General features: G+C 48.2%; 6 protein-coding genes. All 6 read right to left on the bottom strand.

Annotation, left to right across the window (positions count from 1 at the left end; genetic code table 11):
* Nucleotides 1-220 precede the first annotated feature (220 nt).
* Nucleotides 221-4,453 (bottom strand): hypothetical protein, encoded by a 4,233-nt coding sequence (locus tag ACOMHB_RS18780; protein ID WP_448217762.1) that lies wholly within the window; start codon nt 4,451-4,453, stop codon nt 221-223.
* Nucleotides 4,453-5,730 carry an IS4 family transposase gene (locus tag ACOMHB_RS18775; RefSeq protein ID WP_448218607.1) on the bottom strand — a complete coding sequence of 426 codons (1,278 nt, stop codon included), beginning with the start codon at nt 5,728-5,730 and terminating at the stop codon, nt 4,453-4,455. Before ACOMHB_RS18775 ends, ACOMHB_RS18780 begins: the two co-directional genes overlap by 1 nt.
* Entirely contained in the window at nt 5,727-8,300 is a 2,574-nt protein-coding gene (locus tag ACOMHB_RS18770; protein WP_448217761.1) for a hypothetical protein, read from the bottom strand. Before ACOMHB_RS18770 ends, ACOMHB_RS18775 begins: the two co-directional genes overlap by 4 nt.
* Nucleotides 8,301-8,388: 88 nt before the next feature.
* Entirely contained in the window at nt 8,389-13,446 is a 5,058-nt protein-coding gene (locus ACOMHB_RS18765) for a coiled-coil domain-containing protein (protein WP_448217760.1), read from the bottom strand.
* 88 nt (nt 13,447-13,534) lie between these two features.
* Nucleotides 13,535-18,544: a hypothetical protein gene (locus tag ACOMHB_RS18760; protein WP_448217759.1), complete on the bottom strand. Its 5,010-nt coding sequence runs from the start codon at nt 18,542-18,544 to the stop codon at nt 13,535-13,537.
* Between the two features lie 86 nt (nt 18,545-18,630).
* Entirely contained in the window at nt 18,631-24,915 is a 6,285-nt protein-coding gene (locus ACOMHB_RS18755) for a coiled-coil domain-containing protein (RefSeq protein ID WP_448217758.1), read from the bottom strand.
* Nucleotides 24,916-24,924: the final 9 nt, after the last annotated feature.

Here is a 24,924-nt window from a genome sequence, read left to right as displayed (position 1 = left end):
ATTGCTACGCCAAACGAGACGGCAACTTCCAATCGCTTATGGCTGTCAATCACTTATTCGAGTGGCTTCAAGGCTTTTTTACTTTAACGGAGAAATGTCTGTGGGCTGAGAAGGAGAACTCACAGACGGCACCATCACCGATGTTTTGTCACCGGTGTGGTTCTTATGGTAGTTGCTTGTTGCGTGATTAATTCACCGGCACTTTCTTATTGCCCCGTTGCTACTCGTAGAAGGCTCCAAGAGTGTAGAAGTAAGGAATACTTTCTGCATGGGAGAACGACCATTTGGGCACATTCTCCCTGAAGTATTTCTCCCAGCCATTCTCATACAGTTTCATAGTGCGATCCCGGCGTTCGCGGAACTGCAGGTAATTTTCGTGTCGTGTCCAGCCATACATAGTGTTGTTTGCTTTAACACGGTTTGCGTAGTCTCTACCGGTTTCACTGAAGCTTTGAGGCCCGGCAATAGCCGTACGCTTCACATATTCATCTGACGTTTCCCCCACGCCTGTCCAGCGATTAATCCTGTCAAGACTGCGGCCCAGCGGTCCAGCCAGCCATTGAGTGAGCATCTTGTTGTCGTTCATAAAGAAGTCGAAAGTGAGGCTCGACGCCAGCGCGAACCCGAAGGTTTGGGCATAGGTGAATCCTGATAAAAGGCCATGGGCGTATGTTCCGACAGTGGCTATCGGACCCAATACGAGACCGGCTGTGGCCGAGGCCAGGGTTTTCACTTTTTGTGGTGTCACCCTGTGCAGCAGCGGTATCTGAACTCCCTGTCCGGAACCCATGGATTTCAGTATCTCCGGCACCAGACGGGAAATGCTGCGATACATCTGCGGGTTGGCGTTGTACTGTCGGGCAAACAGCATAGAGCCGGTTTTCAGCATAATGACGGAGGAAGCGGCTTTACCCAATGGCATGGCCAGCCCGCCCACCTCAGAGATTTGTTCAATTTCATGGTGATAGGCATATTGCCCGGTTCGATCAGGATCAACACCATAAGATTCCAGCCAATGCTGGAAAGGTGTCAGCATCCGATGCAGGTAATCACCTCTGTTGGTCAGATCCAGAAGATAGAGGAATGACATGTTCGAGAGGGATAGCTCAGCAGCCTGCCAGGTGGTGTGAGCAGCCAGCAGGGGTTTGTAGCTGGAGAAGTACCAGGTGACAGCCTGTACCAGAAAGGCCGAAGGCTTGACCCAGTAATCCGGTAGCTGTCGTTCAACCGCTGCGGCATGGGCCTGCATTAATGTGCCATGAACAGTTTCCATCAGGTTTGATTCAGATATTCCGGCAGCCTGGGCATAAGGTGTCAGGGTATCCCGAACATTGCTCAGGAAGGCTGCCGTCCTGCGGCCATTGTCAAAGGCAATATCATCAAGAACGTAGTTGGCGATGACCGCAGCTGCATACTCTTTCATGCCGGTAACAGACTCTTTTATACCCGTCGGGCCAGTGGCTGTGACAGCTACAGGGTCAAAGGCACTTTGCATGAATTCCTCAGCAGCCTTGTCGGACAACATCCGGACAACCTCCTTGAAGTTGGGTATATGAACGCCGTGTTTGTAGCCAAGGAAGTGTCCAAATTCATCCACTGTCTGATAACCGTCGACACCTCTGACGGCCTTCATGTAGTTCTCAAGCTCGATTTTGCTGATCAGTCCTTCCCGCAGCAGGGCCATGATCTTGTTGCCACTGGCAGAATGGCTGGCAAAGTATTCCGAGAAGCCTTTCAGATCTTCTGATTCATGTTCGACGAAGTAAATGGCTTTTTTGCCCATGCCGTGTATTCCATCGTCGTATTGTTGAGCCCCGGTTGCCATCTCATTCCGGGCCCGGTCTGCCAGAGCCATGACTTGTTCAATGACATTCTGAGGCTGATTTTCTTCAGGCTCGACAGGGGAGGGCGGGATGTTCGTCTTCAGGCTTTTGAAGACTTCCACCACCCGACTGGCCTGATAAAACGTCAGATCGTCTCCGACCGCCTGCAGGCGAATCGTTGCAAATTCATCGTTAAAATCGAAAGTCGCAAGGCAGGGCATTGGTTTACCGTTTTTGACTGCCGATTCTGCCAGGCCCACTGCGGCATCCAGAGCCTGTTGCCTGAGAGGGTGCTGCCGTATGAAGGTGTCCATATCGGTCAGAACTTTTGCCTGTCTCGGCGTTAGCTGGAAGGGACCGCCATTATTTTCGACGGCTTCTTCTGCTGCCCTCAGGACTTTCTTCATTCTCCCAATGTCTGTTTTCCTGGCTTCAATCTCACTTCTCAGGTCAGCCCATTCCTGGATCAGTTGATTGATCTTGCCGCCACTACCATCATGCCCGCCCAGTTCTATCTTTTTTATTCTCAGGGCGCAAATCCGCTGTTCAAAGGTGTCAGTGGCGTCTGGTTTGAGACCCGCAGCCTCTTCAGCGGCGTCAAGCGCCGCTTGATGATCCACCAGAGCTTTTTGTGCTTTTGATACAGCATCATTTGCCTGCTTCAATATTAAACCCAGCCTGTCCATTTCGTTCATATGCAGGGTTTTAGCTGTCTGATCAATGTCGCCAGCATCAATCATCTCCTTTTCTTTACGATCCAGCTTCTCTTTTGCATTCCACTCTCTAATCAGTGCATTCCCCAATTCAGTGCTTTTTATGAGTTCCTGATTCACGTATTTGTCGATTTGAAGGTACTTTTTCCTGGTTAAAAGCAGTTCACCCAATACTTCATTGTCTTCATCCTGACCAAGAGAATCTACAGAGGCTGCAATGCCAATAAAGTCATCAGCATCTGCCACTGAACCGAAGTCATCCTTTATCTGGATGACCAGACCTGTTTTGGCCTTCAGCTCATTAAAGATTTCATCCCGTCGTTCTCTACTGCATCCCCTCAGGAAATGCCTGAAGTCCTTTAATTGCTCCTCGGTGGTCTGTTTGTCACCAGCAGCCAGATCCAACTCGATCTGAACTTGTTTCATTGCCTGATTGAGAGCCATGTTCTCTTCATCCGAGAGATCCTGGATGTCAGCAGTGTGTCCCGCAAAAAATATCCGTTTACCACGAAGAGTCATCAGCCTGCGACGAGCGGCTGCCACTTCACTTTCAGTTTTTTGTATTGTTTGCCTGGCCCTGGCTAGCTCGCGATCAAGAACATATCGGGGTTTAGGCCCCAGCCGGGCCATTTGCCTGTCAAGCTCAGTCTCAATGACTGTGATACGCTCACAAATGGTAGGCCGACCTGCTATGCAGAATCCTTCATCTATCTCCCGGAGTTTTTCTTTAATCAGGTTTTTCTGCTCATCCAAAGAAACAGTAACCTTATATTCACCAATATTAAGTTGATGAGCCATTTCATTGTTTGTAGCCACTGTGAAATCTTCACTATCAAGGAAGTCGCCTACATTTACTCTTAATGCCTGAATTTTGTCTCTTAGTGCATTCTTCTGGTCATTGAGGCTGACACCTTTTTCAAATTCAACTTTTAGATCCCTGGCTCTTGCGGCAATATAATTCTTGAGTCTTTCTCTGGCAGAAGGGTTTTCACTCGTGTAGATGTTCAGCTCCTGCTCTACAGCTTCAAGCATCTTCCTCTGTTGGCCTGAGATACGGGCATCCACATCCGGGGTGTGGATATGAATGGCAAGACGCTCCATAAGTTTCAAGATTCTGGTTGCACTTTTTTTGCCTGCAGGCGAGACGTTTTCTTTCCAGAGGGTATTTTCCATCTCATCCAGCATGGATTCTGAGAAATCTCCGTCCTTCAGTTTTGCATAAACATTCCCATACCTTGTTGCTTTGTGAAGATCTTTGTTGACCTCGATTTTGAATATTTTTTCTACCGTTTCCAGTATTTTCAGGGCTTCTCTCTCTGCCTCCTGTCTCGCGTTTGTGATGTATGCCTGAATCTCCTCAGAAATGGCGTTACGACGGTAATACAGATCTTCCTCGCTACTGAGTTCATCCATCTTCAGGGCTTTTTCTACGGCAGTCAGTTTCTCAATGACTTCAGGCTCGGCGCCGGAGTGGCCTGATGTTTTGATGTGATGGATTTCTTTTTCCAGCTCTGCAAGCTTGAGGAGCTTGATATGTAATTCAAATTCCAGGTCGCTGAGGATTTCTGGTGAGGTGTCATCACTCAGCTCAATATCGAGCATTGTTGCCAGAAGCTCTTTTTTGGCCCTGTTGTAAGAATCCTCTGTATCCTGTTGATTAATCGTTGTCTGAACTCTCTGAAGCAGGAGTTCATGTTGAGCAGTGATTGTTCTAAGTTGTTGATGCAGGCGTTCATTCTGTTCACTCATTGTCTTCAGTTTTTGGAGCAGGTGTTCTTGTTGAACGTCAGCATCTGCTCTGGTGCTCTGTTGCTGAAGAAGTTGTTTTTCAATCTCGGTTTGCTGTTGAACCAGGTGTTGCTGTATGGCCTGACGACGTGCTTCCGGGCCCTTTGCGTTATCTCTTAAGGTAGACATTAAGCCCCACCCACAGCACAAAGACCTAATCTTGTACGCCCTGAACAACCATCTCGTGCAGGGTGTTCACGTTTCGCATTATCTGCCCAGAAGTTGAGCAGCTTCCTTGTATGTGAGAGCAGAGACTTTCCTGCATTCATAAGGGATAAAATGACATTACCAAACAGTCGGGTTCCACTTTTCATCGCCTTATGCGTCGAGATTTCTTCAATGGCTCCACTTTCATAGAGGTTCGCCTGTGCAGCATGGGCAAGATACCTTTTCAACGTCACAACCACGAAGGACATCAGAATCAGGCTAAACACCAGTGTCGCTGATTTAGTGTTAAAACGATGCCACCCTGAATAGGACTTGATCTCTTTGAAGATAAGCTCTATTTGCCATCGTAGACGATAGGCCTGAAGTACTTCATTCAGGGTGAACTCAACCCGGTTAAGGTTGCTTACAACGAATACCCATTTCAGTTTCCTGTCATTCCAGCGGACAACCAAACGATATGGCCAGGCTTTGAATCCTGGCCATTCTACATCCAGGTCGAGGCATTGATCTTTAGGGAAGCCAGACAACACTTCCTTAAGTTTTTTCCCTTTGTAGCGATTCAGATTTTTGCCATCCTCCCGTACTGCGCTGAGTATCGTCGGGTTGATACTCTGAGGTGCCTTGCAGATAAAAGAACCTTCCCGATCATCAATGGCAGCAAAGCGTTCCAACTCAAAATAACCGGCATCGATCAGCATCAGGATATTAGCCATGGAGGTTGGCAGTGGTGGCAGACAGTCTCTTTCTGAACGGGTATCTTCAGTGAGCTGCACGCGCACCAGATTGTTGGTAAGAAGATCCATTGTCGTATGAAGTTCTACAGCAGCAGGACTGACCGTTGAGAACCTGCCGGGAAATGTTTCCTTTAGGGCATTGTAGACAGCCTGCGATGAGCCGTCATGAATCAGAATGTGCTCGAACTCTGAAAATGGACTGTCCTCATCAAACGCCATGACTTTGCGGGTAAAGACTTCCAGACACTGCACCCATAGCCAGAGGACAAGAGCAGGCATCGCGTCTTTTTTAGCTTGATTTGCCCAGGAACGATAGGAGACATTCAGCCCCGTCAACTCATTAAATTTACGGTGGAGATCGGCTTGAGTATCGCAGTTTCCATCACCAGCAAGGGCATCAATCAGTGAAAGGATAAAGTCCAAGGGGCGGATATCTCGCTGTCGTATAGTAAAACCAAGCTGTTCCGCCATACTGAGAAGTTCAGACCGGTCGAAACACGTCAGCAGTTTTTTTGAACTAGTCTACTATTTGCGATACTCATCTTGTTCAGCCTTGATACTTTTCGCGAAGCTTTATTTTGGCTGTTCAAGGTGAGTTCTGCCGCTGGAAATGAAGCTTTTTTGAGCTTAATGTCTACCCTAAGTGCGTTATCTGAGACCAGACCAAGCTTACTTTCAATGTAAGTCAGAAAGTTCTGGATGACTACATTGTTCGGTTCTGCTTTTTTTTGCAGGTGTCGTTGAGTGTGCTGATAGAAAGCATCCAGATCCTTGCCATTGTTCAGAGTAATACCGAATATGCTTTCAATGGCGGCCAGTTTTGCTTTTATAGCTTTTTCCCGTGACTGTCCTGTTGTGGCAACTGTTGAGTCATCTTCTGCAGCAACCGGTTTGTCCATTTCAAGAATTTTCTCTCTGATAATTCTGGCTTGTTTTTCCAGTGGCCGGGTATCGTCCCAGCCATCAATAACCAGCTCTGCTGCGAGCCTGGTATTGAAAGCGGCTCTTTCTTTTGCGACGGCATCACGAACCTTTTTGTCAATCATTGGCATTTGATTGATGAGGTGATGAAAGTTCAGAATGGAGTTTTTCTGTGCTTCGAGCTTTAGTTGATGTTGACGCTGAAATCTTTCTTGCAGAATGACCCCGGCACACATCGTCCAAAGGTGTTTCCGGATGGTCTTTTGACGGTGTTCCGGAGTATCTTCTTTATTTGCAACCAGACCGAGCTGACCTTCAACGATAGCCAGTTTTTCCCATAAGACCTCATCGGTCTGGTCTGCCTGTTGACCGAGATGCTGCATAATCAACTCATAGCGGCCACCCAGACTGATTTCATTGTATGAAGTAATCCCGAGCCGGCCTTCAATTGTTGCCAGTGTTTCTTTTAAAGCCTTTTCCCGAGACAGTCCTGTTGCGGTCACGGATTGTTGCAATTCATGAGTTTTTTCTCTGAGGATTATGGCTTGTTCTTCCAGTGACCGGGTACCATCCCATTCAGCAATACCAAGTACTGCTGCCGCGTGAGCGTAGCGTGCTTTTGTGGTATCGGCACCGGCATCTGATGTTTTCACTGTCTCGACGAGTTCGGCCTCTCTTGCTTTCAGCTTTTCCAGCGTGCTTACCATCTCAAGCATCTGTTCGGCAATGTCGGCCACGACTTTGGAGGCAAACTCTGTGTCTTTGCCAACAGCAAAAGCCTTCATCGCATTGTGGAGTAAAAAATTCTCAATATTCTGAACAAAATTATGGTGGATCAGAAGATTTTTAAGTACAGGTTTGAAGTTGAAGTTTTTTATCAGTTGAAACTGCATCCAGGTTGGCGTGATGGCTGACGAAGCGTCTCTGATATGACCCGTTGTGAACTCAAATTCATCGGTTTCATCTGGAGTGGCACTGGTTAATGCCTGCTGAAGAGATTCATAGTATCTAAGCTTCGACAGTGTATCCTGGTTCAGCTCAGCATCATTTTGTGCAGCCAACTCCTCCAGCAGCATCATTTGCCTGCTTCTGATAACGTACTGATAGCTTTTAACCTTGTCTTTTTTAATCTGTGTACTCTGGTCTTCAAATTTATTCCAGAGATCATGGTGGCTTTCCACAAAGGCGATATCGGTGGGATTCTGTTTCTGACCACGGAAAACAATAATCTCCCCCGAAACCTGATCCACTTCCAGCTTTGGATAACCCGCAGGCACAGGATAAACCTGTGTCTCATCTTCGACGTGAACAACATAGCCGACGGGTTTATGATAGGACAACAGATTATTCAGAGCTTCCTGCTGTAAATCGCCTCTCAGAACATGAACCTGCGTATAGACAGAGGTGGCTGCCGCCAGAAGCGCTTCATCATTGATAAAGAGCGATTGACCAAGACGTTGTAACTCAGGAGGCTCATCGCCAGCAGCGACAAGACGCATGAAGGTGCGCCCATTCACTTCAACTTCGTCTACTGCAACGGTGGCCAGAGCAACATAGTTATCAACTTCACCAAGGTTTCCTGCTCTTTCATTGGCACCCTTTAGCAATCCTGCCAGTTGTTCGGGACTGGCGATCTTTGTTAACGGATCTAATGGCTGGATGTCACCAGATTGATTTCGAATAGCCTCAATGGAGTCCAGATCGGTCATTCCGTCTCTGACTTCAATGACCAGTTTTTTTTCTGCAAGGTTATGGGTGAACCTGAAGATCCCTTCATTACCGACTTTCAGGATTTTGGTGTACTTCCGGGCAATGTCACTGTCGTCGGTTTCAAACAGATCAACACTGGAGACGCCACCCTCGATGCCAGAAAGAATGTCTGTAAAGCCTTTCGAAGGAACCTCATGCTCGGCCCTGATTTCAGTCCGGTCAGGGTAGGTGGTGGTAAAAGATTTCGGTACTGGCTGCAGGTCATCACCTAAAGTTGGCTGAACCATGACCTCACCATGGGTAAACTCCACATGCTCATTGCCCTGAATATCGAAAGACTTTGTCTGCAGCCTGCGATCCGCCAGAGTCTGTGTAGCAATGATGGAGGAGCTGATTGCAACAACTACAGCAAGGCTTAATGCATTGGGACGAGCATTTGTCATTCTACTACCTCGGAGCTGAGTACTTTTAATACCCTGAAAAGTGATGGCTACGCCAGACGAGGAAGCAGCTTTTAATGGTTCATAGCTGTCAGTGGGTCATGGTTGCAGATAGAGATCCCGATTGAGGGGCATTGCTCTTGTCATGACCGTGAACTTTCTGATCATCGCCCTTTTGCCATCTGTAAAAGGCTCCAAGAGTGTAGAAGTAAGGAATACTTTCTGCATGGGAGAACGACCATCCAGGCAAATTTTCCCTGAAGTATTTCTCCCAGCCATTCTCAAACAGTTTCATGGTGCGATCCCGGCGTTCGCGGAACTGCAGGTAATTTTCGTGTCGCGTCCAGCCATACAGGGTGTTGTTTGCTTTAACATGGCTTGCATAGGCTGCATCGGTTTCATCGAAGCGTTGGGGTCTGGCAATCGTTGTACGTTTCACATAGTTATCTGTCGTTTCCCCGACACCTGTCCAGCGATTAATCTTGTCAAGACTGCGACCCAGGGGGCCACCCAGCCATTGAGTGAGCATCTTGTTGTCGTTCATAAAGAAGTCGAAAGCGAGACTCGACGCCAGCGCGAATCCGAAGGTTTGGGCATAAGTGAATCCGGATATAAGACCGTAGGCGTATGCTCCGGCCGTGGCTACCGGACCTAGCATCAGACTGGCTGTGGCCGAGGTCAGCGTTTTCAATTTTTGTGGCGTCGCCCGGTGCAGCAGCGGTACCTGAACCCCTTGTCCGGAACCCATGGATTTCACTAGTTCGGGCAACAGACGGGAAATGCTGCGATACATTTGAGGGTTGGCGTTGTGCTGCCTGGCAAAGAGCATGGCGCCGGTTCTCAGCAGAATGACGGAGGAAGCGGCCTTGCCCAATGGCATGGCCAGCCCGCCCACTTCAGACACTTTTTCAATTCCGCTGTGGTAGGCATATTGCCCGGTTCGGTCAGGATCAACACCGAAGCCTTCCAGCCAGTGCTGGAAAGGTATGAGCATCCGGTGCAGGTAATCACCCCGGTTGGTCAGATCCAGAAGATAAAGGAAGGACATGTTCAAGAGAGACTGCTCGGCAGCCTGCAGTGTGGTGTGGGTTACCAGCAGAGGTTTGTAGCTGGAGAAGTACCAGGTGACAGCCTGTACCAGAAAGGCTGAAGGTTTGCCCCAGTAGTCATTGAGCTGCTGCTCAACCGCTGCGGCATGAGCCTGCATCAAGGTGCCATGGATAGCCTTGATCAGTTCTGATTCAGAGAGTCCGGCAGCATTGGCATAAGGTGTCAGGGTATCCTGAATATTGGTCAGAAAGGCTGCCGTCCTGCGGCCATTGTCAAAGGCAATATCGTCAAGAACAGAGTTGGCGATGACCGCTGCTGAGTACTCTTTCATGCCGGCAACAGACTCTTTCATACCCGCAGGGCAGGTGGTGGTCAAGGTCACAGGGTTAAAGGCACTTTGCATGAGTTCCTTAATACCCTCGTCGGACAGCATCTGGACAACCTTCCTGAACTCAGGCAGCCTGACACCATGTTTATAACCAAGGAAGTGTTCAAATTCATCCACTGTCTGATAATCGCCGACACCTCTGAAGGACTTCATGTAGTGCTCAAGTTCAATCTTGCTGATCAGACCTTCGCGCAGCAGAGTGATAATTTTTTTAGCACTGGCAGAATGGCTGGCGAAGTAGTCTGAGAAGCTTTTCAGGTTCCCTGGTTCATGCTCGACCTGGTGAATGGCTGCTGCGGCCATGCGGTGTATTTCCTCGTCGTATTGTTGAGCCCCGGTTTCCAGCTCATTTCTGGCCATGCACTTCAGCCACTCGATTGTTTGCAATGCATTCAGAGGCCGATGTTCTAAAGGCCCGAAAGGCGGGTCCGGGAAGGTCGTCTTCAGGTTCCTGAAGACTTCCACGATCCGACTGGCCTGATCAAACCCCAGACCGTCTCCGATCAATGCCCGCAGGCGGACCGGTGCGAATTCATCATCAAAATCGAAATAGTTAGTGTCCTGTATAAACTTACCGCTTTCTGTTGCCAATTCTGCCAGACCCAGTGTGGCTTCCAGAGCTTGTTTTTTGAGAGTATGCTGCTGCGTGAATTTGTAGATAGCGTCCAGAACTTCTGCTTGTTTTGGCGAGTACTGGAAGGGACTGTCATCGTTCTCGACAGCGTACCTGGCAGCACTCAGGGCTTTGAACCTTGTCTCAATGCATGCTTCCCAGGTTTCAATCTCATCTTCCAGATGGGCCTGTTCATCAAACAGTTGCCCGATCCAGCCGCCAGTACCATCATCACCGCCCATTTGTAGCTGTTTGTTTCTCAGGGCATTAATCCGTTGTTTAATGGTGTCAGAAGCATCTGGTTTAAGACGCGCAGACGCTTCAGTGGCGTCAAGAACTGCTTTGTGATAATCCGTCAGAGCGACTTTTGCTTTTGATACCGCATCACTTTTTTGCTTCAGGACTGAACCCAGCCTGACCATTTCGTCCTCATGCACGGTTTTAGCATTCTGATCCATTGCTACAGGATCCATAATCTCTTTTTCCTTACGATCCAGTTTCTCTTTTGCATTCCTCTCTTCAAGCCGTGCATTGGCTAGTTCCATACTTCTCCTGTCATGCTCACGCAGGAATTCCGCGATCCGAGTGTATCTTTTTCTGGTTAAAGGCAGTCTACCCAATACTTCTTCCTGATCATGAGAATCTGCACAAAAAGAAATGGCAATAAAGTAATCAGAGTCTTCCAGCAGACTGAGACCACTGGTTATCTCAATGTTGAGATTTGTTTTGGCTCTCAGATTCTCAAGCATTTCATCGCGTTTTTCTGCACTGTTTTTCTGCAATAACAGTCTTATGTCTTTTATTCGCCCTTCAGAGGTTTGATCATCATCGGCAGCCAGACCCAAGTGGATCTGAACTTTTTTCATATCCCGATTGAGGGCCTTGTTGTCTTCATCCGAGAGGTGTTGGATGTCAGCACGGTTCCCCGCAAATTTCACGTTTTTGCCTTTAAGCCTACCCAGCTTGCGATATGCGCTTATTAGCTCATCCCCTGCTTCTTTCATTTCTCGCCTGGCAACAGCCAGCTCACGATCAACAACGTATCGGGGCTTTGGTCCCAGGCGAGCCATGAGTTCGTCAAGCTCATCATCAATGGCTGCGATGCGCTCAGTGACATCAGGCTCACTCGTTTTGATGTTCAGCTTTTCCTCTACAGCTTCAAGCCAATGTCTCTGTTGATCTCTGGCTCGCTCCTTCGAATCTTCGACACTATAGGAAAGACGCGCTCGAAGCCTCTCTAATTTGATAGCCCTCTCATCCAGAAGTGTACTGTCTTCTTCCCAGAGGGCAATCAGCATCTGATCCAGTATGTCTTCCGGGATATCATCGTCGTCAAGTTTTAAACGAACGTTGGAGATCCTTGCTGCTTTGTAATCATCTTTATTAACTTTGGCTCTGACTTTGACTTTGAGGTTCAGTATTATTTCCATTGCTTTCAGTATTTGCAGGGCGTCTTCCTCTGCCCACTTTGCGATTTCTTCGATGTGCGACTGCATCTCATCAGAAATAGCCTGACGACGGAAATGAACATCTTGCTCTTTATAGAGACCTGCTAACTCTATAGCTTCTTCCACAGCACCCAGTTTCCAGAGTACTTCAGGCCAGGCTCGGTGGCCCGGAGTTCCTTTCTCTTTCAGTACGTTTAAGACTTTGGTAGCCAGCTTGACACTGTCTTCAAAAGCATCGGCAGGCAATTTGGCTACAAGGGGTATAACTCTCTGAACACTTTGAACAAATGCCTCGCTAGCCAGAAGATCTCTCAGTACCGGTTTGAAGTTGAAGTGTGTTTCGAGTTGAACCTGCATCCAGGTTGGCGTCATGATCGAGGAAGCGACTCTGATGTGTGTTGCTGTGAATTCAAATTCATCGTCATTATTGGGGGTAGCGCTGGTCAATGCCTGCTGCAGCACTTCATAGCGGGCAAGCGCCAACAGTTTACCTTCTTCAAATTCAGCATCGAACTGCACAGCGAAGTCAGTAGCAACTTCCTCCAGCAGCGCCATCTGCCTGCTTCGGATGATGTACTGATAGCTTTTAAGCTTGTCTTTTTTAACCTGTGCCGTCACTGCTGGAGCGGGGTCATTACTGACAACTTCTTCCCCGAGGTTGAAGAGGCCTTTTACAAAAGCAATATCGGTTGGATTCTGCTTCTGACCATGGAAAACAATAATCTCTTCTCCCGGAGCCTGAATCACGTCCAGTCTTGGATAACCATCAGGCACATAATAAGCCTTAGTCTCATCCTCGATGTGAACAACATAGCCGACGGGTTTATGATAGGACAACAGATGATTCAGAGCTTCCTGTTGTAAATCGTCTTTGAGAACATGAACCTGCGTATAGGCAGAGGTGGCTGCCGCCAGAAGCGCTTCATCATTGATAAAGAGCGATTGACCAAGACGCTGCAACTCGGGAGGTTCATCGCCAGCGGCGACAAGACGCATGAAGGTGCGCCCATTCACTTCAACTTCGTCTACTGCAACGGTGGCAAGGGCGACATAGTGATCAACTTTACCAAGGTTTCCTGCTCTTTCATTGGCACCCTTTAGCAATCCTGCCAGTTGTTCGGGACTGGCGATCTTTGTTAACGGATCTAATGGCTGGATGTCACCAGATTGATTTCGAATAGCCTCAATGGAATCCTGATCGGTCATTCCGTCTCTGACTTCAATGACCAGTTTTTTTTCTGCAAGGTTATGGGTAAACCTGAAGATCGCTTCATTACCGACCTTCAGGATTTTGGTGTACTTCCGGGCAGTGTCATTGTCGTCGGTTTCAAACAGATCAACATTGGAAACGCCACCCTCAATGCCAGAAAGAATGTCTGTAAAGCCTTCAGAAGGAACGTCATAGTCCGCTTTGACGTGAGTACGATCAGGATAAGTGGTTGTAAAAGATTTCGGTATTGGCTGTTGGTCATCACCTAAAGTTGCCTGAACCATGACCTCACCCCAGGTAAACTCCACAGGCTTATTGCCCAGAATATCGAAAGACTTTGTCTGTAGCCTGCGATCCGCCAGAGCCTGAGTAGCAATGATGGAGGAGCTGATTGCAACGACCACAGCAAGGCTTAATGCATTGGGGCGAGCATTTGTCATTCTATTACCTCAGAGCCAAGTACTTTTTTTACCCTGAAAAGTGATGGCCACGCCAGACGAGGAAGCGGCTTTTAATTACTCATAGCTGTCAGTGGGTCATGGTTGCAGACAGAGAACCTGATTGAGGGGCATTGCTCCGACCATTACCGTGAACTTTCTGATCATCGCCCTTTGGCCATTTGTAAAAGGCTCCAAGAGTGTAGGAGTGAGGAATACTTTCTGCATGGGAGAACGACCATTTAGGCACATTTTCCCTGAAGTATTTCTCCCAGCCATTCTCAAACAGTTTCATGGTGCGATCCCGGCGTTCGCGGAAATGCAGGTAATTTTCGTGTCGCGTCCAGCCATAGAGGGTGTTATTTGCTTTAACATGGTTTGCATAGGCTGCATCGGTTTCATCGAAGCGTTGGGGTCTGGCAATCGTTGTACGTTTCACATAGTTATCTGTCGTTTCCCCCACGCCTGCCCAGCGATTAATCTTGTCAAGACTGCGGCCCAGAGGTCCACCCAGCCATTGAGTAAGCATCTTGTTGTCGTTCATAAAGAAGTCGAAAGCGAGACTCGACGCCAGCGCGAATCCGAAGGTTTGGGCATAAGTGAATCCGGATATAAGACCGTAGGCGTATGCTCCGACCGTGGCTACCGGACCTAGCATCAGACTGGCTGTGGCCGAGGTCAGCGTTTTCAATTTTTGTGGCGTCGCCCGGTGCAGCAGCGGTACCTGAACCCCTTGTCCGGAACCCATGGATTTCACTAGTTCGGGCAACAGACGGGAAATGCTGCGATACATTTGAGGGTTGGCGTTGTGCTGCCTGGCAAAGAGCATGGCGCCGGTTCTCAGCAGAATGACGGAGGAAGCGGCCTTGCCCAATGGCATGGCCAGCCCGCCCACTTCAGACACTTTTTCAATTCCGCTGTGGTAGGCATATTGCCCGGTTCGGTCAGGATCAACACCGAAGCGTTCCAGCCAGTGCTGGAAAGGTATGAGCATCCGGTTCAGGTAATCACCCCGGTTGGTCAGATCCAGAAGATAAAGGAAGGACATGTTCAAGAGAGACTGCTCGGCAGCCTGCAGTGTGGTGTGGGTTACCAGCAGAGGTTTGTAGCTGGAGTAGTACCAGGTGACGGCCTGTACCAGAAAGGCTGAAGGTTTGACCCAGTAATTATTGAGCTGATTCTCAACCGCTGCGGCATGAGCCTGCATCAAGGTGCCATGGATAGCCTTGATCAGTTCTGATTCAGAGAGTCCGGCAGCATTGGCATAAGGTGTCAGGGTATCCTGAATATTGGTCAGAAAGGCTGCCGTCCTGCGGCCATTGTCAAAGGCAATATCGTCAAGAAAATAGTTGGCGATGACCGCTGCTGCGTATTCTTTCATGCCAGCAACCGACTCTTTCATAGCTGCCGGGCCAGAAGCGGTTACGGGCACAGGAGTAAAGACACTCTGCATGAATTCATCAGCCCCCTCATCGGACAGCGTCTGGACAACCTTCCTGAACTCGGGCGACCTGACGCCGTGTTCGTAGCCAAGAAAGTGCTCAAATTCATCCACTGTCTGATAACCTTCAGCACCTCTGACAGCCTTTATGTAGTTCTCAAGTTCAACCTTGCTGATCAGGCCTTCACGCAGCAGACTTATGATCTTGTTACCAATGGCAGAATGGGTAGCGAAGTATTCCGGGAAGCTTTTCAGGTCCTCTGATTGATGCTGAATGAAGTGAACGGCTGTTTTGCTCATGCTGCGAATTTCGTCGTCGTATTGTCGAGCCCCTTTTTTCATCCCATGCCTGGCCTTGCGCACAAGCCTGAAGATTTCTTTCAGATCATTTCCGAACAGAGCTTCAACAGGCTCTACAGAGGATTCCGGGAAGGTCGTCTTCAGGCTCTTGAAAACTTCCACAATCCGACTGGCCTGTTTAAGCGTCAGTTTGTCTCCGACCATTGCCTGCAAGTGATTCGGTGCAAATTCATCGTCAAAATCGAAAATCGGAAGGTAGGATATTGTCTTACCGTTTTCTGCTGCTAATTCTGCCAGACCCATCGCCGTTTCCAGAGCTTGTTGTCTGAGAAAGTTTTGCTTTACGAAGGCGTCCATATCGGTCCGAACTTTTGCCTGTTGCGGCGAATACTGGAAGGGACCCCCGTCATGTTTGACGGCCCGCTCAGCCGCCTTCAGGACTTCCTTCAGTCTCTCAATGTCTGCTTTCTTGATTTCAATTTCATCTTCCAGATAGGCTTGTTCCTGAACCAGATGCCGGATCTTGCCGTCAGTACCATCACCCCCACCCGTGACTTGAGTGTATTTTTTCCTGGTTAAGAGCAGTTCACCCTCGACTTCATGGGATTCGTCCCGACCATGGGCATTTGTGTAATCTTCACTGCTACGAAGCCTGCTCAGCCGACCATGAAAACCTGCCAGCTCACTTTCAGCTCTTGCTATTAAGAACCTGGCTGTGGCTGCTTCACGGTCAAGTACGTGTCGTGGTTTTGGTCCCAGGCGAGCGATCTGCCTCTCAAGCTCATCATCAATGGCTGCAATACGCTCATTAACGTCAGGCTGACCCGCTTTGAGAACTTCATCATCCAGCTGTCGGAGTTTTGCTGCAATAAGACAGTCCTGGTCGTCGATCCTGGCATCATCTTCATAATCTTTAATGTTGAGTTGATGAGCAATTTTATTGTTACAGATTCTCCTGGCACTCTCATCTTCATAGAGTTCCTCTACTCTATTCCATAATTCCTCAATTCTGCTGCTTAGAACATATTGCCGGACAGACAGGCTGGCATCGTCTTCAAACTCTACCTCCAGATCACTGGCCAGTTTAGCTGTGAAACTTTTGCCTCTCTCTATAGTATGAGGGTTTTCATGAGGGTCGATATCCAGCTCGTTCTCCAGAACGATAAGACGACTTGCTTGTTGTTCTCTGGCTCGCTGATCCGATTCTTCGATTATATAGTTGAGACGATCACGAACTGTCATGCGTTTGATATCCATTTCCGAAGAGTTCCCTTCCAGATCCTCCCAGTCTGGACAGTCTTCCTGGCAGATCGTCTTGTGCATCCCATCCAGCTCGTCTTTTGAGATATCACCGGCATCAAGCTTTGTAAGAATCCTTTCGAGTCTTGCTGTTTTATAATCACCTTCATTGATCTCGATGTTGAGTAATCTTTCCACACGGTCCAGCATGGAATGGGCCTTTTCTTCTGACTGCTTTCTGGCCTCTCTGATGTCATGATTTATGCCTATAGAAATGAACTGACGAAGGACATACACACTCTGCTTTTGTTTGAAGTATCTACCCCCTTCCAGAGCTATTAATACCCTACGAATTGTCTCCAGTACCTCGGGCATCAGTTTGGGATGGCCGGGTGTTTTGATGTCTTCCAGTTCAATTTTCAGTTTTGAAAGCTCGGAGAGCTTGTCAATTACCTGTGATTCCATACTGGCGCGGTCTTCAAGACGGGTATCTTTGGCTGGATCAATACCAAGAACCACTGCCAGAGTGTCTTTTCTGAGTTGGGTGTAAACATCCTCTATATCGAGCTGATAACTCATTGCCTCAAGTTGTTGACGCAGACCTTCTTCCCGGGCTTTCATTGTCTTAAATGTTTGCAGCAGGTGTTCCTGTTGAGCGTCAACATTGGTATTGCTATCAAAATCCTGAATGTTTAAATGCATGGCAATGGTTGCATAACGAGCTTTTATTTCAGCATCTGTTCTGGAGTCCTCGTGCTGATAGAGTAAAAAATTTTGAACAAAATTATGGTGGGTCAGAAGATTTTTAAGTACAGGTTTGAAGCTAAAATTTTTTATGAGTTGAAACTGCACCCAGATAGGTTTGATGACTGAGGAGGCGTCTCTGATATGCCTTGTCGTGAACTCAAATTCATCGGTTTCATCTGGAGTGGCACTGGCTAATGCCTGCTGAAGAGATTCATAGTAGGTAAGCTTCGACAGTTTATCTTCGTTCAGCTCAGCATCATTTTGTGCAGCCAAATCAGCAGCAAACTCCTCCAGCAGCTCCATTTGCCTGTTTCTAATAACGTACTGATAGCTTTTAACCTTGTCTTTTTTAACCTGTGTACTCTGGTCTTTAAATTTTTTCCAGAGATCATAGTGGCTTTCCACAAAGGCAATATCGCTGGGATTCTGTTTCTGACCACGGAAAACAATAATTTCCCCCGAAACCTGATCCACTTCCAGCTTTGGATAACCCGCAGGCAGAGGATAAACCTGTGTCTCATCCTCGACGTGAACAACATAGCCGACGGGTTTTTGATAGGACAACAGCTCGTTCAGAGCTTCCTGTTGTAAATCGCCTCTCAGAACATGAACCTGCGTATAGGCAGAGGTGGCTGCTGCCAGAAGCGCTTCATCGTTGATAAAGAGCGATTGCTCAAGACGCTGCAACTCGGGAGGCTCATCGCCAGCAGCGACAAGACGCATGAAGGTGCGCCCATTGACTTCAACTTCGTCTACTGCAACGGTGGCCAGGGCGACATACTTATCAACTTCACCAAGGTTTCCTGCCCTTTCATTGGCACCCTTCAGCAATCCTGCCAGTTGTTCGGGACTGGCGATTTTTGTTAACGTATCTAATAGCTGGATGTCATCAGATTGATTTCGAATAGCTTCAATGGAATCCTGATCGGTCATTCCGTCTCTGACTTCAATGACCAGTTTTTTTTCTGCAAGGTTATGGGTGAACCTGAAGATTCCTTCATTACCGACTTTCAGGATTTTGGTGTACTTCCGGGCAATGTCATTGTCGTTGGTTTCAAACAGATCAACACTGGAAACGCCACCCTCGATGCCAGAAAGAATGTCTGTAAAGCCTTCAGAAGGAATGTCATAGTCCGCCCTGACTTGAGTACGATCAGGGTAAGTGGTTGTAAAAGATTTCGGTATTGGCTGCTGGTCATCACCTAAAGTTGGCTGAACCATGACCTCACCCCAGGTAAACTCCACGGGTTTATTGCCATGAATATCGAAAGACTTTGTCTGTAGCCTGCGATCCGCCAGAGCCTGAGTAGTGATGGCGGAGCTGATTGCAACGACTACAACAAGGCTTAATGCATTGGGGCGAGCATTTATCATTCTACTACCTTAGAGCTGAGTACTTCTATTACCCCGAATTGATAACCAAGCCAAATGAGGAAGCGGCTTTTAATGGCTCATAGCTGTCAGCGAGTCGTGGTTGCAGACAGAGACCCTGATTGAGGGGCATTGCTCCGATCATTACCGTGAACTTTCTGATCATTGTCCTTTGGCCATTTGTTAAAGGCTCCAAGAGTGTAGAAGTAAGGAATACTTTCTGCATGGGAGAACGACCATTTAGGCACATTTTCCCTGAAGTATTTCTCCCAGCTATTCTCAAACAGTTTCATGGTGCGATCCCGGCGTTCGCGAAACTGCAGGTAATTTTCGTGTCGCGTCCAGCCATACAGGGTGTTATTTGCTTTAACATGGCTTGCATAGGCTGCATCGGTTTCATCGAAGCGTTGGGGCCTGGCAATCGTTGTACGTTTCACATAGTTATCTGTCGTTTCCCCGACACCTGTCCAGCGATTAATCTTGTCAAGACTACGACCCAGAGGGCCACCCAGCCATTGAGTGAGCATCTTGTTGTCGTTCATAAAAAAGTCGAAAGCGAGACTCGACGCCAGCGCGAATACGAAGGTTTGGGCATAAGTGAATCCGGATATAAGACCGTGGGCGTATGCTCCGACCGTGGCTACCGGACCCAGCAACAGACCGGCGGTGGCCGAGGCGAGGGTTTTCACTTTTTGTGGTGTCGCCCGGTGCAGCAGCGGTACCTGAACCCCTTGTCCGGAACCCATGGATTTCACTAGTTCGGGCACCAGACGGGAAATACTGCGATACATCTGCGGGTTAGCGTTGTACTGTCTGGCAAACAGCATGGCGCCGGTTCTCAGCAGAATGACTGAAGAAGCGGCTTTACCCAATGGCATGGCCAGTCCGCCCACTTCAGACACTTTTTCAATTCCACTGTGATAGGCATATTGCCCGGTTCGGTCAGGATCGACACCGAAGCCTTCCAGCCAGTGCTGGAAAGGTATGAGCATCCGGTGCAGGTAATCACCCCGGTTGGTCAGATCCAGAAGATAGAGGAACGACATATTTGCAAGGGACAGCGCCTTAGCCTGCCGGACGGTATGGGTTGTCAGTAGCGGTTTGTAGCTGGAGAAGTACCAGGTGACAGCCTGTACCAGAAAGGCTGAAGGTTTGACCCAGTAATCATTCAGCTGATACTCAACCGCTGCGGCATGAGCCAGCATTAATGTGCCATGGATAGCCTTGATCAGTTCTGATTCAGACAGCCCGGCAGCATTGGCATAAGGTGTCAGGGTATCCTGAACATTGGTCAGAAAGGCTGCCGTCCTGCGACCATTGTCAAAGGCAATATCGTCAAGAACATAGTTGGCGATGACCGCTGCTGCGTACTCTTTCATGCCGGTAACCGACTCTTTCATAGCTGCCGGGCCAGTGGTAGTCACAGGAATAAAGGCACTCTGCAAGAATTCATCAAAACCCTTGTCGGAAAGCATCTGCATAACGGCTTTGAAGTGAGGCAGATTGACGCCGTGTTTGTAGCCAAGGAAATGTTCAAATTCGTCCACTGTCTGATAACCATCAATTCCTCTGACGGCCTTTATGTAGTTCCCAAGTTCAATCTTGCTGATCAGTCCTTCACGCAGCAGAGCTATGATCTTGTTGCCACTGGCAGAATGGGTTGCGAAGTATTTCGAGAAGCCTTTCAGATCCCCTGGTTCATGCTCGACGAAGTGAATGGCTCTTTTGCCCATGCCGCGTATTTCATCGTCGTATTGTTGAGCCCCGGTTTTCATCTCATTTCTGACCCTGCCTGCCAGAACCTGGACTTTTTCAATGACATTCTGAGGCTGATCTTCTACAGGCTCAAAAGGGAAGGGCGGGAAGCTCGTCTTCAGGCTTTTGAAGACTTCTACAATCCGACTGGCCTGATTAAACGTCAGATCGTCTCCGACCAGTGCCTGCAAACGAATCGGTGCAAATTCATCGTTAAAATCGAACGTCGTCAGGCAGGGGACTGTTTTACCGCTTTTGACTGCTGATTCTGCCAGACCCAGTGCCGCATCCAGAGCCTGTTGCCAGAGAGGGTGCTGCTCTGTGAAGGCTTCCATATCGGCCAGAACCTTGACCTGTTTCGGTGAGAACTGGAAGGGACCGCCGTCATTTTCCACGGCTTCCTCTGCAGCCCTCAGGACTTCCCTCATTCTCTCAATGTCTGCTTTTCTGGCTCCAATCTGACTTCTCAGGTGAGCCTGTTCCTGAAGCAGTTGCTGGATCTTGCCACCAGAACCATCATACCCACCCAGTTGTAAATATATTTTTACCAGGGCACTAATCCGCTGTTCACAGGTGTCAGTGGAGTCTGGTTTGAGACCCGCAGCTTCTTCAGTGGCATCAAGAGCCGCTTCATGATCCACCAGAGCCTTGTGTGCTTTTGATACAGCATCACTTGCCTGCTTCAAGATTAAGCCCAGCCTGTCCATTTCATTCATATGCAGGGTTTTAGCTTTCTGATCGATGTCGCCAAGATCGATCATCTCCTTTTCTTTATGCTCCAGCTTCTCTTTTGCACTCCACTGCTGAGTCTGTGCATTCACCAAATTACTGCTTTTTATATGGTGCTGACTCACGAATTTCCTGATTTGAACGTACTTTGTTCTGGCTAAAAACACTTCACCAAATGTTTCATTGTCTTCGTCCTGAACATGAGAATCCGTATAGGCAAGGCCAATGCAATAAACAGCATTTTCCACTGAAGCGAAGTCATCCTTTACCTGGATGCTCAGACCTGTTTTGGCCTTCAGTTCATCAAGGATTTCAGCTTGTCTTTCTCTGTTGTACCCCCGCAGGAAATGACTGAAGTCCCTCAATCGCTCCTCAGAGGTTTGTTCGTCAACAGCAGCCAGATTCAACTCGATCTGAACTTGTTTCATTGCCTGATTAAGAGCCATGTTCTCTTCATCCAGGAGATTCCGGAGGTCAGCAGGTTGGCCCGCAAATAACAGGTGTTTGCCACCCACAGTAATCAGCCTGCGATGAACGGCTGCCAGTTCACTTTTAGCTTTTTGTATTGCTTGTCTGGCGCTGGCTAACTCGCGATCAAGAACATATCGGGGTTTAGGTCCCAGGCGAGCCATTTGCCTGTCAAGCTCAGCATTAATGGCTGTGATATGCTCATCAGCGGTGGTAACACCTGCCTTGGGAACTTCTTCATAAAGCTCCTGGAGTTTTTCTTTAATTAAAATATTCTGGTCGTCTATAGCGGCGTCATCTTTATAGGACTCAATGTTGAGTTGATGAGCGATTTCATTGTTTCTGCTCCTTCTGACATCCACATTGTCACAGGCTTGGTCTACTTCTGTCATTAATGCCAAAATTTTGTTTTTAAGAACCTCCCTGTTTTCAGGCAGGCGAGCTTTTCGTCTAAGTTCTACCCCCAGATCATTGGCCAGTTTAGCAACGAAAGCCCTGCCTCTTTCATCAGCCTCATCGTGTACAAAGTAGAAGATGTGCAGCTTGCCCTGTACAATGTTGAGTATACTTATCAGTTGTATTCTGGCCACGCTGTCCATATCTTCGACATAAAAGTCAAGGCTACTTTGAAGATCCTGGAGTTTTGTGTTCCCTACTCTGCTCCAGAATGTGATGTCTTCTTTCCGGAGTGAATCCTCTATCTCATCCACCATGGCTTCTGTGACATCACCGCTGTCAAGTTTTGTTCGAACCCTGTCAAGCCTTGCTGTTTTGTGATCTTCATTACTGACTTCGATGTTGAGCATTTCTTCTACTGCTTTCAGCAATTTCTGAGCCACTTCCTCCTCTCGCTGTCTGACCTTTGCCAGACGTGCCTGAATTGCCTCAGAAATGGCGTTACGACGGTAATACACATCTTCCTGACTAATGAGGTCACCCATCTTAAGGACTCTTTCCACGTCAGACAGTTTCTCCAGAAGCACAGGCATGACTTTGGGGTGGTCTGGTGTTCTGATGTCTTTCAGTTCTTCGTCCAAATATTCAAGACTGCGGAACCTCTTATACATTGCTGTTTTCAGGGCAGGGTGTTCTTCCATCGTGCTGTCATCCAGCCTGATACCTAAAATCAGTGCCAGACCATCTTGCCCGGTTTTGACGTCAGGTTCTTCTGTACAACATTGGGCATTCAGTGCCTGGATTTTCTGAAGCAAATGTTGTTGATATTCGTTGCGAGTATTGCCCTGGGTATTCAGTGACTGAAATCTGTCAAACAGGCTTTTTTGTTGAAGATTCAGTATACGTTTACCCTGTAATTGAGTATTCAGTAAAGCGATTCTCCAAAGCAGCTGATCGAGTTGAACGTCAATATCTGCGTTGCTATCAAAATCCTGAAGGTTTAAACGTGCGGCAATGGTTGCATAGCTGGCTTTGATTTCAGCCTCTGTTCTGGTGCTCTGGTGCTGAAGAGCCGCCGGTGTTGTTTCTATAGAATCTCCCTCGGGCCGTCCTGTTGCCGGTCCCCTTGCCGCCAATGCCTGGTTGATTTCATGAATTTTTATACTGATGAGTTTGGCTTGTTTTTCTGGCAGCTGGCTATCATCCCAGTTTTTAATGCCAAGCTCTTTTGCCAGTCGGGTGTTGCGGGCTTTTGTGGCTTCCGCTCTGGCAGTTCGAATTTGTTTTTCCAGCTCCGGGATTCCGTCGACTTTTTGCCCAAGTTCCCGTAACGGGCTTAGCTCTTTGTCCGTTGCGTCATGATGTTCTCGGATATCATGCTCAGCCTGATACTTAAGCTGAAGTACTATGAGCTTTTGCTTTTCAATGGCAGTGGCTTTCCCCAACATGATCTTTAAGTGGTTATTAACCCGGGTGAGTTTGCGTTCCCTTTTCAGCTGGTCTGACAGTATGCTTTCCCTCTCAATCAGCTGCCTGGCCATGTTGCTCAGGACTTTGAAAGCAAAGTGGTCGTTGTCGTAAGAAACATCTGGCGGTGATTCGTCGACAACGGGTACAAGATCCATAATATCCTGAACAACATTCTGATTACTCAGAAGGTCTCTCAGTGCGGGTTTGAAGCTGAAGTGTTTTGTCAGTTGAATCTGCAGCCAGGTCGGCGTGATGACAGACGAGGCGGCTCTGATTTTTTCAAGTGTGAAATCAAATTCTATATCCGTAGTTTCCCGATCATAACTGGCACTGTGCAATGCTTGATGGAGATATTCGTAGAATGCAAGCGCAGATACCGACAGTTTATCTTCGTTTGTCAGTGTCGGCGGTTGACTTTCGCTTACATCAGCAGCGTGCCGTGCAGCAAGCTCCTCTAACACTGCCATCTGCCTGCTTCGAATAACGTGCCGGTAGCTTGTGACCTTAAATACATTAATCTTTGTTGCCAATGCAGGAGCCAGGTTATTGCCCTCGGCTTCTCGCCAGAGGTTGTGGAGCTGTTCTACAAAGGCGGTATCATGGGGATTCGGCCTCTGGCCATGAAAAACAATAACCTCCCCCGGAACTTCTGCGACTTCCAGCTTTGGATAACCCGCAGGCAAAGGAGAAACCTGTGTGCCATCCCCGACGTGTACAACATAGCCGACGGGTTTGCTCTGTGCCAACAGGTCATTAAGAGCCTGCTGTTGTAAATCCTTTCCCAAAACATGCACCCGGAAATAGGCAGAGGTGGCCGCTGCCAGGAGAGCCTCATCATTGACAAACAGCGATTGACCCAGGCTATGCAGTTCAGGGGGCTGATCGCCTGACGCGATAGGACGCATGAAGGTGCGTCCGTTCACTTCAACTTTTTCTACTTCAATGGTGGCAAGGGCGACATAGTGGTCACTGGAGCCGAGGTTTCCTGCTCTGACATTAGCCGCTTCCAGCAAGTCAGCCAGTCGTCCGGGGCTGTTGATTTTCATTAACGGCTCCATGCCAAATAGCCCATAAGATAGTTCTCGAAAAGCCTTAACTGAATCCTGGTCGGTCATTCCGGCTCTGACTTCAATGAACAATTCCTTTTCATCAAGGTTATGTGTAAATCTGAAGATGCCCTCATCACCCACCTTGAGAACTTTGGTGTATTTTTTAGCAACGTTATTTTCGTCTGTTTCAAACAGATCAACAGTGGAAACGCCACCATCAGTCATATAAAGAATTTCTGTAAAACTTGTAGTGGGAAGAGCAAAACCCCTCTCCCGAACCTGATAAGGGTAGGTGGTTGTAAAGCATTTCGGTATTGGCTGCCCGTCAGGTCCGGGAGTTGGCCGAACCATGACTTCACTATGGATATACTCGGCTTGTTCATCGGCCAGAATATTGACAGATTTTGTCTGCAGCTTGCGATCGGCCAGTGCCTGTGTGCCAATAATGGAAGAGCTGATTGTAATGGCCACTGCAAGATTTAATACCCTGGGGTGAGCATTTGTCATTCCATTACC

This window comes from Endozoicomonas sp. 2B-B (assembly GCF_053470045.1).
This window is presented reverse-complemented; position numbering and strand designations above follow the sequence as displayed.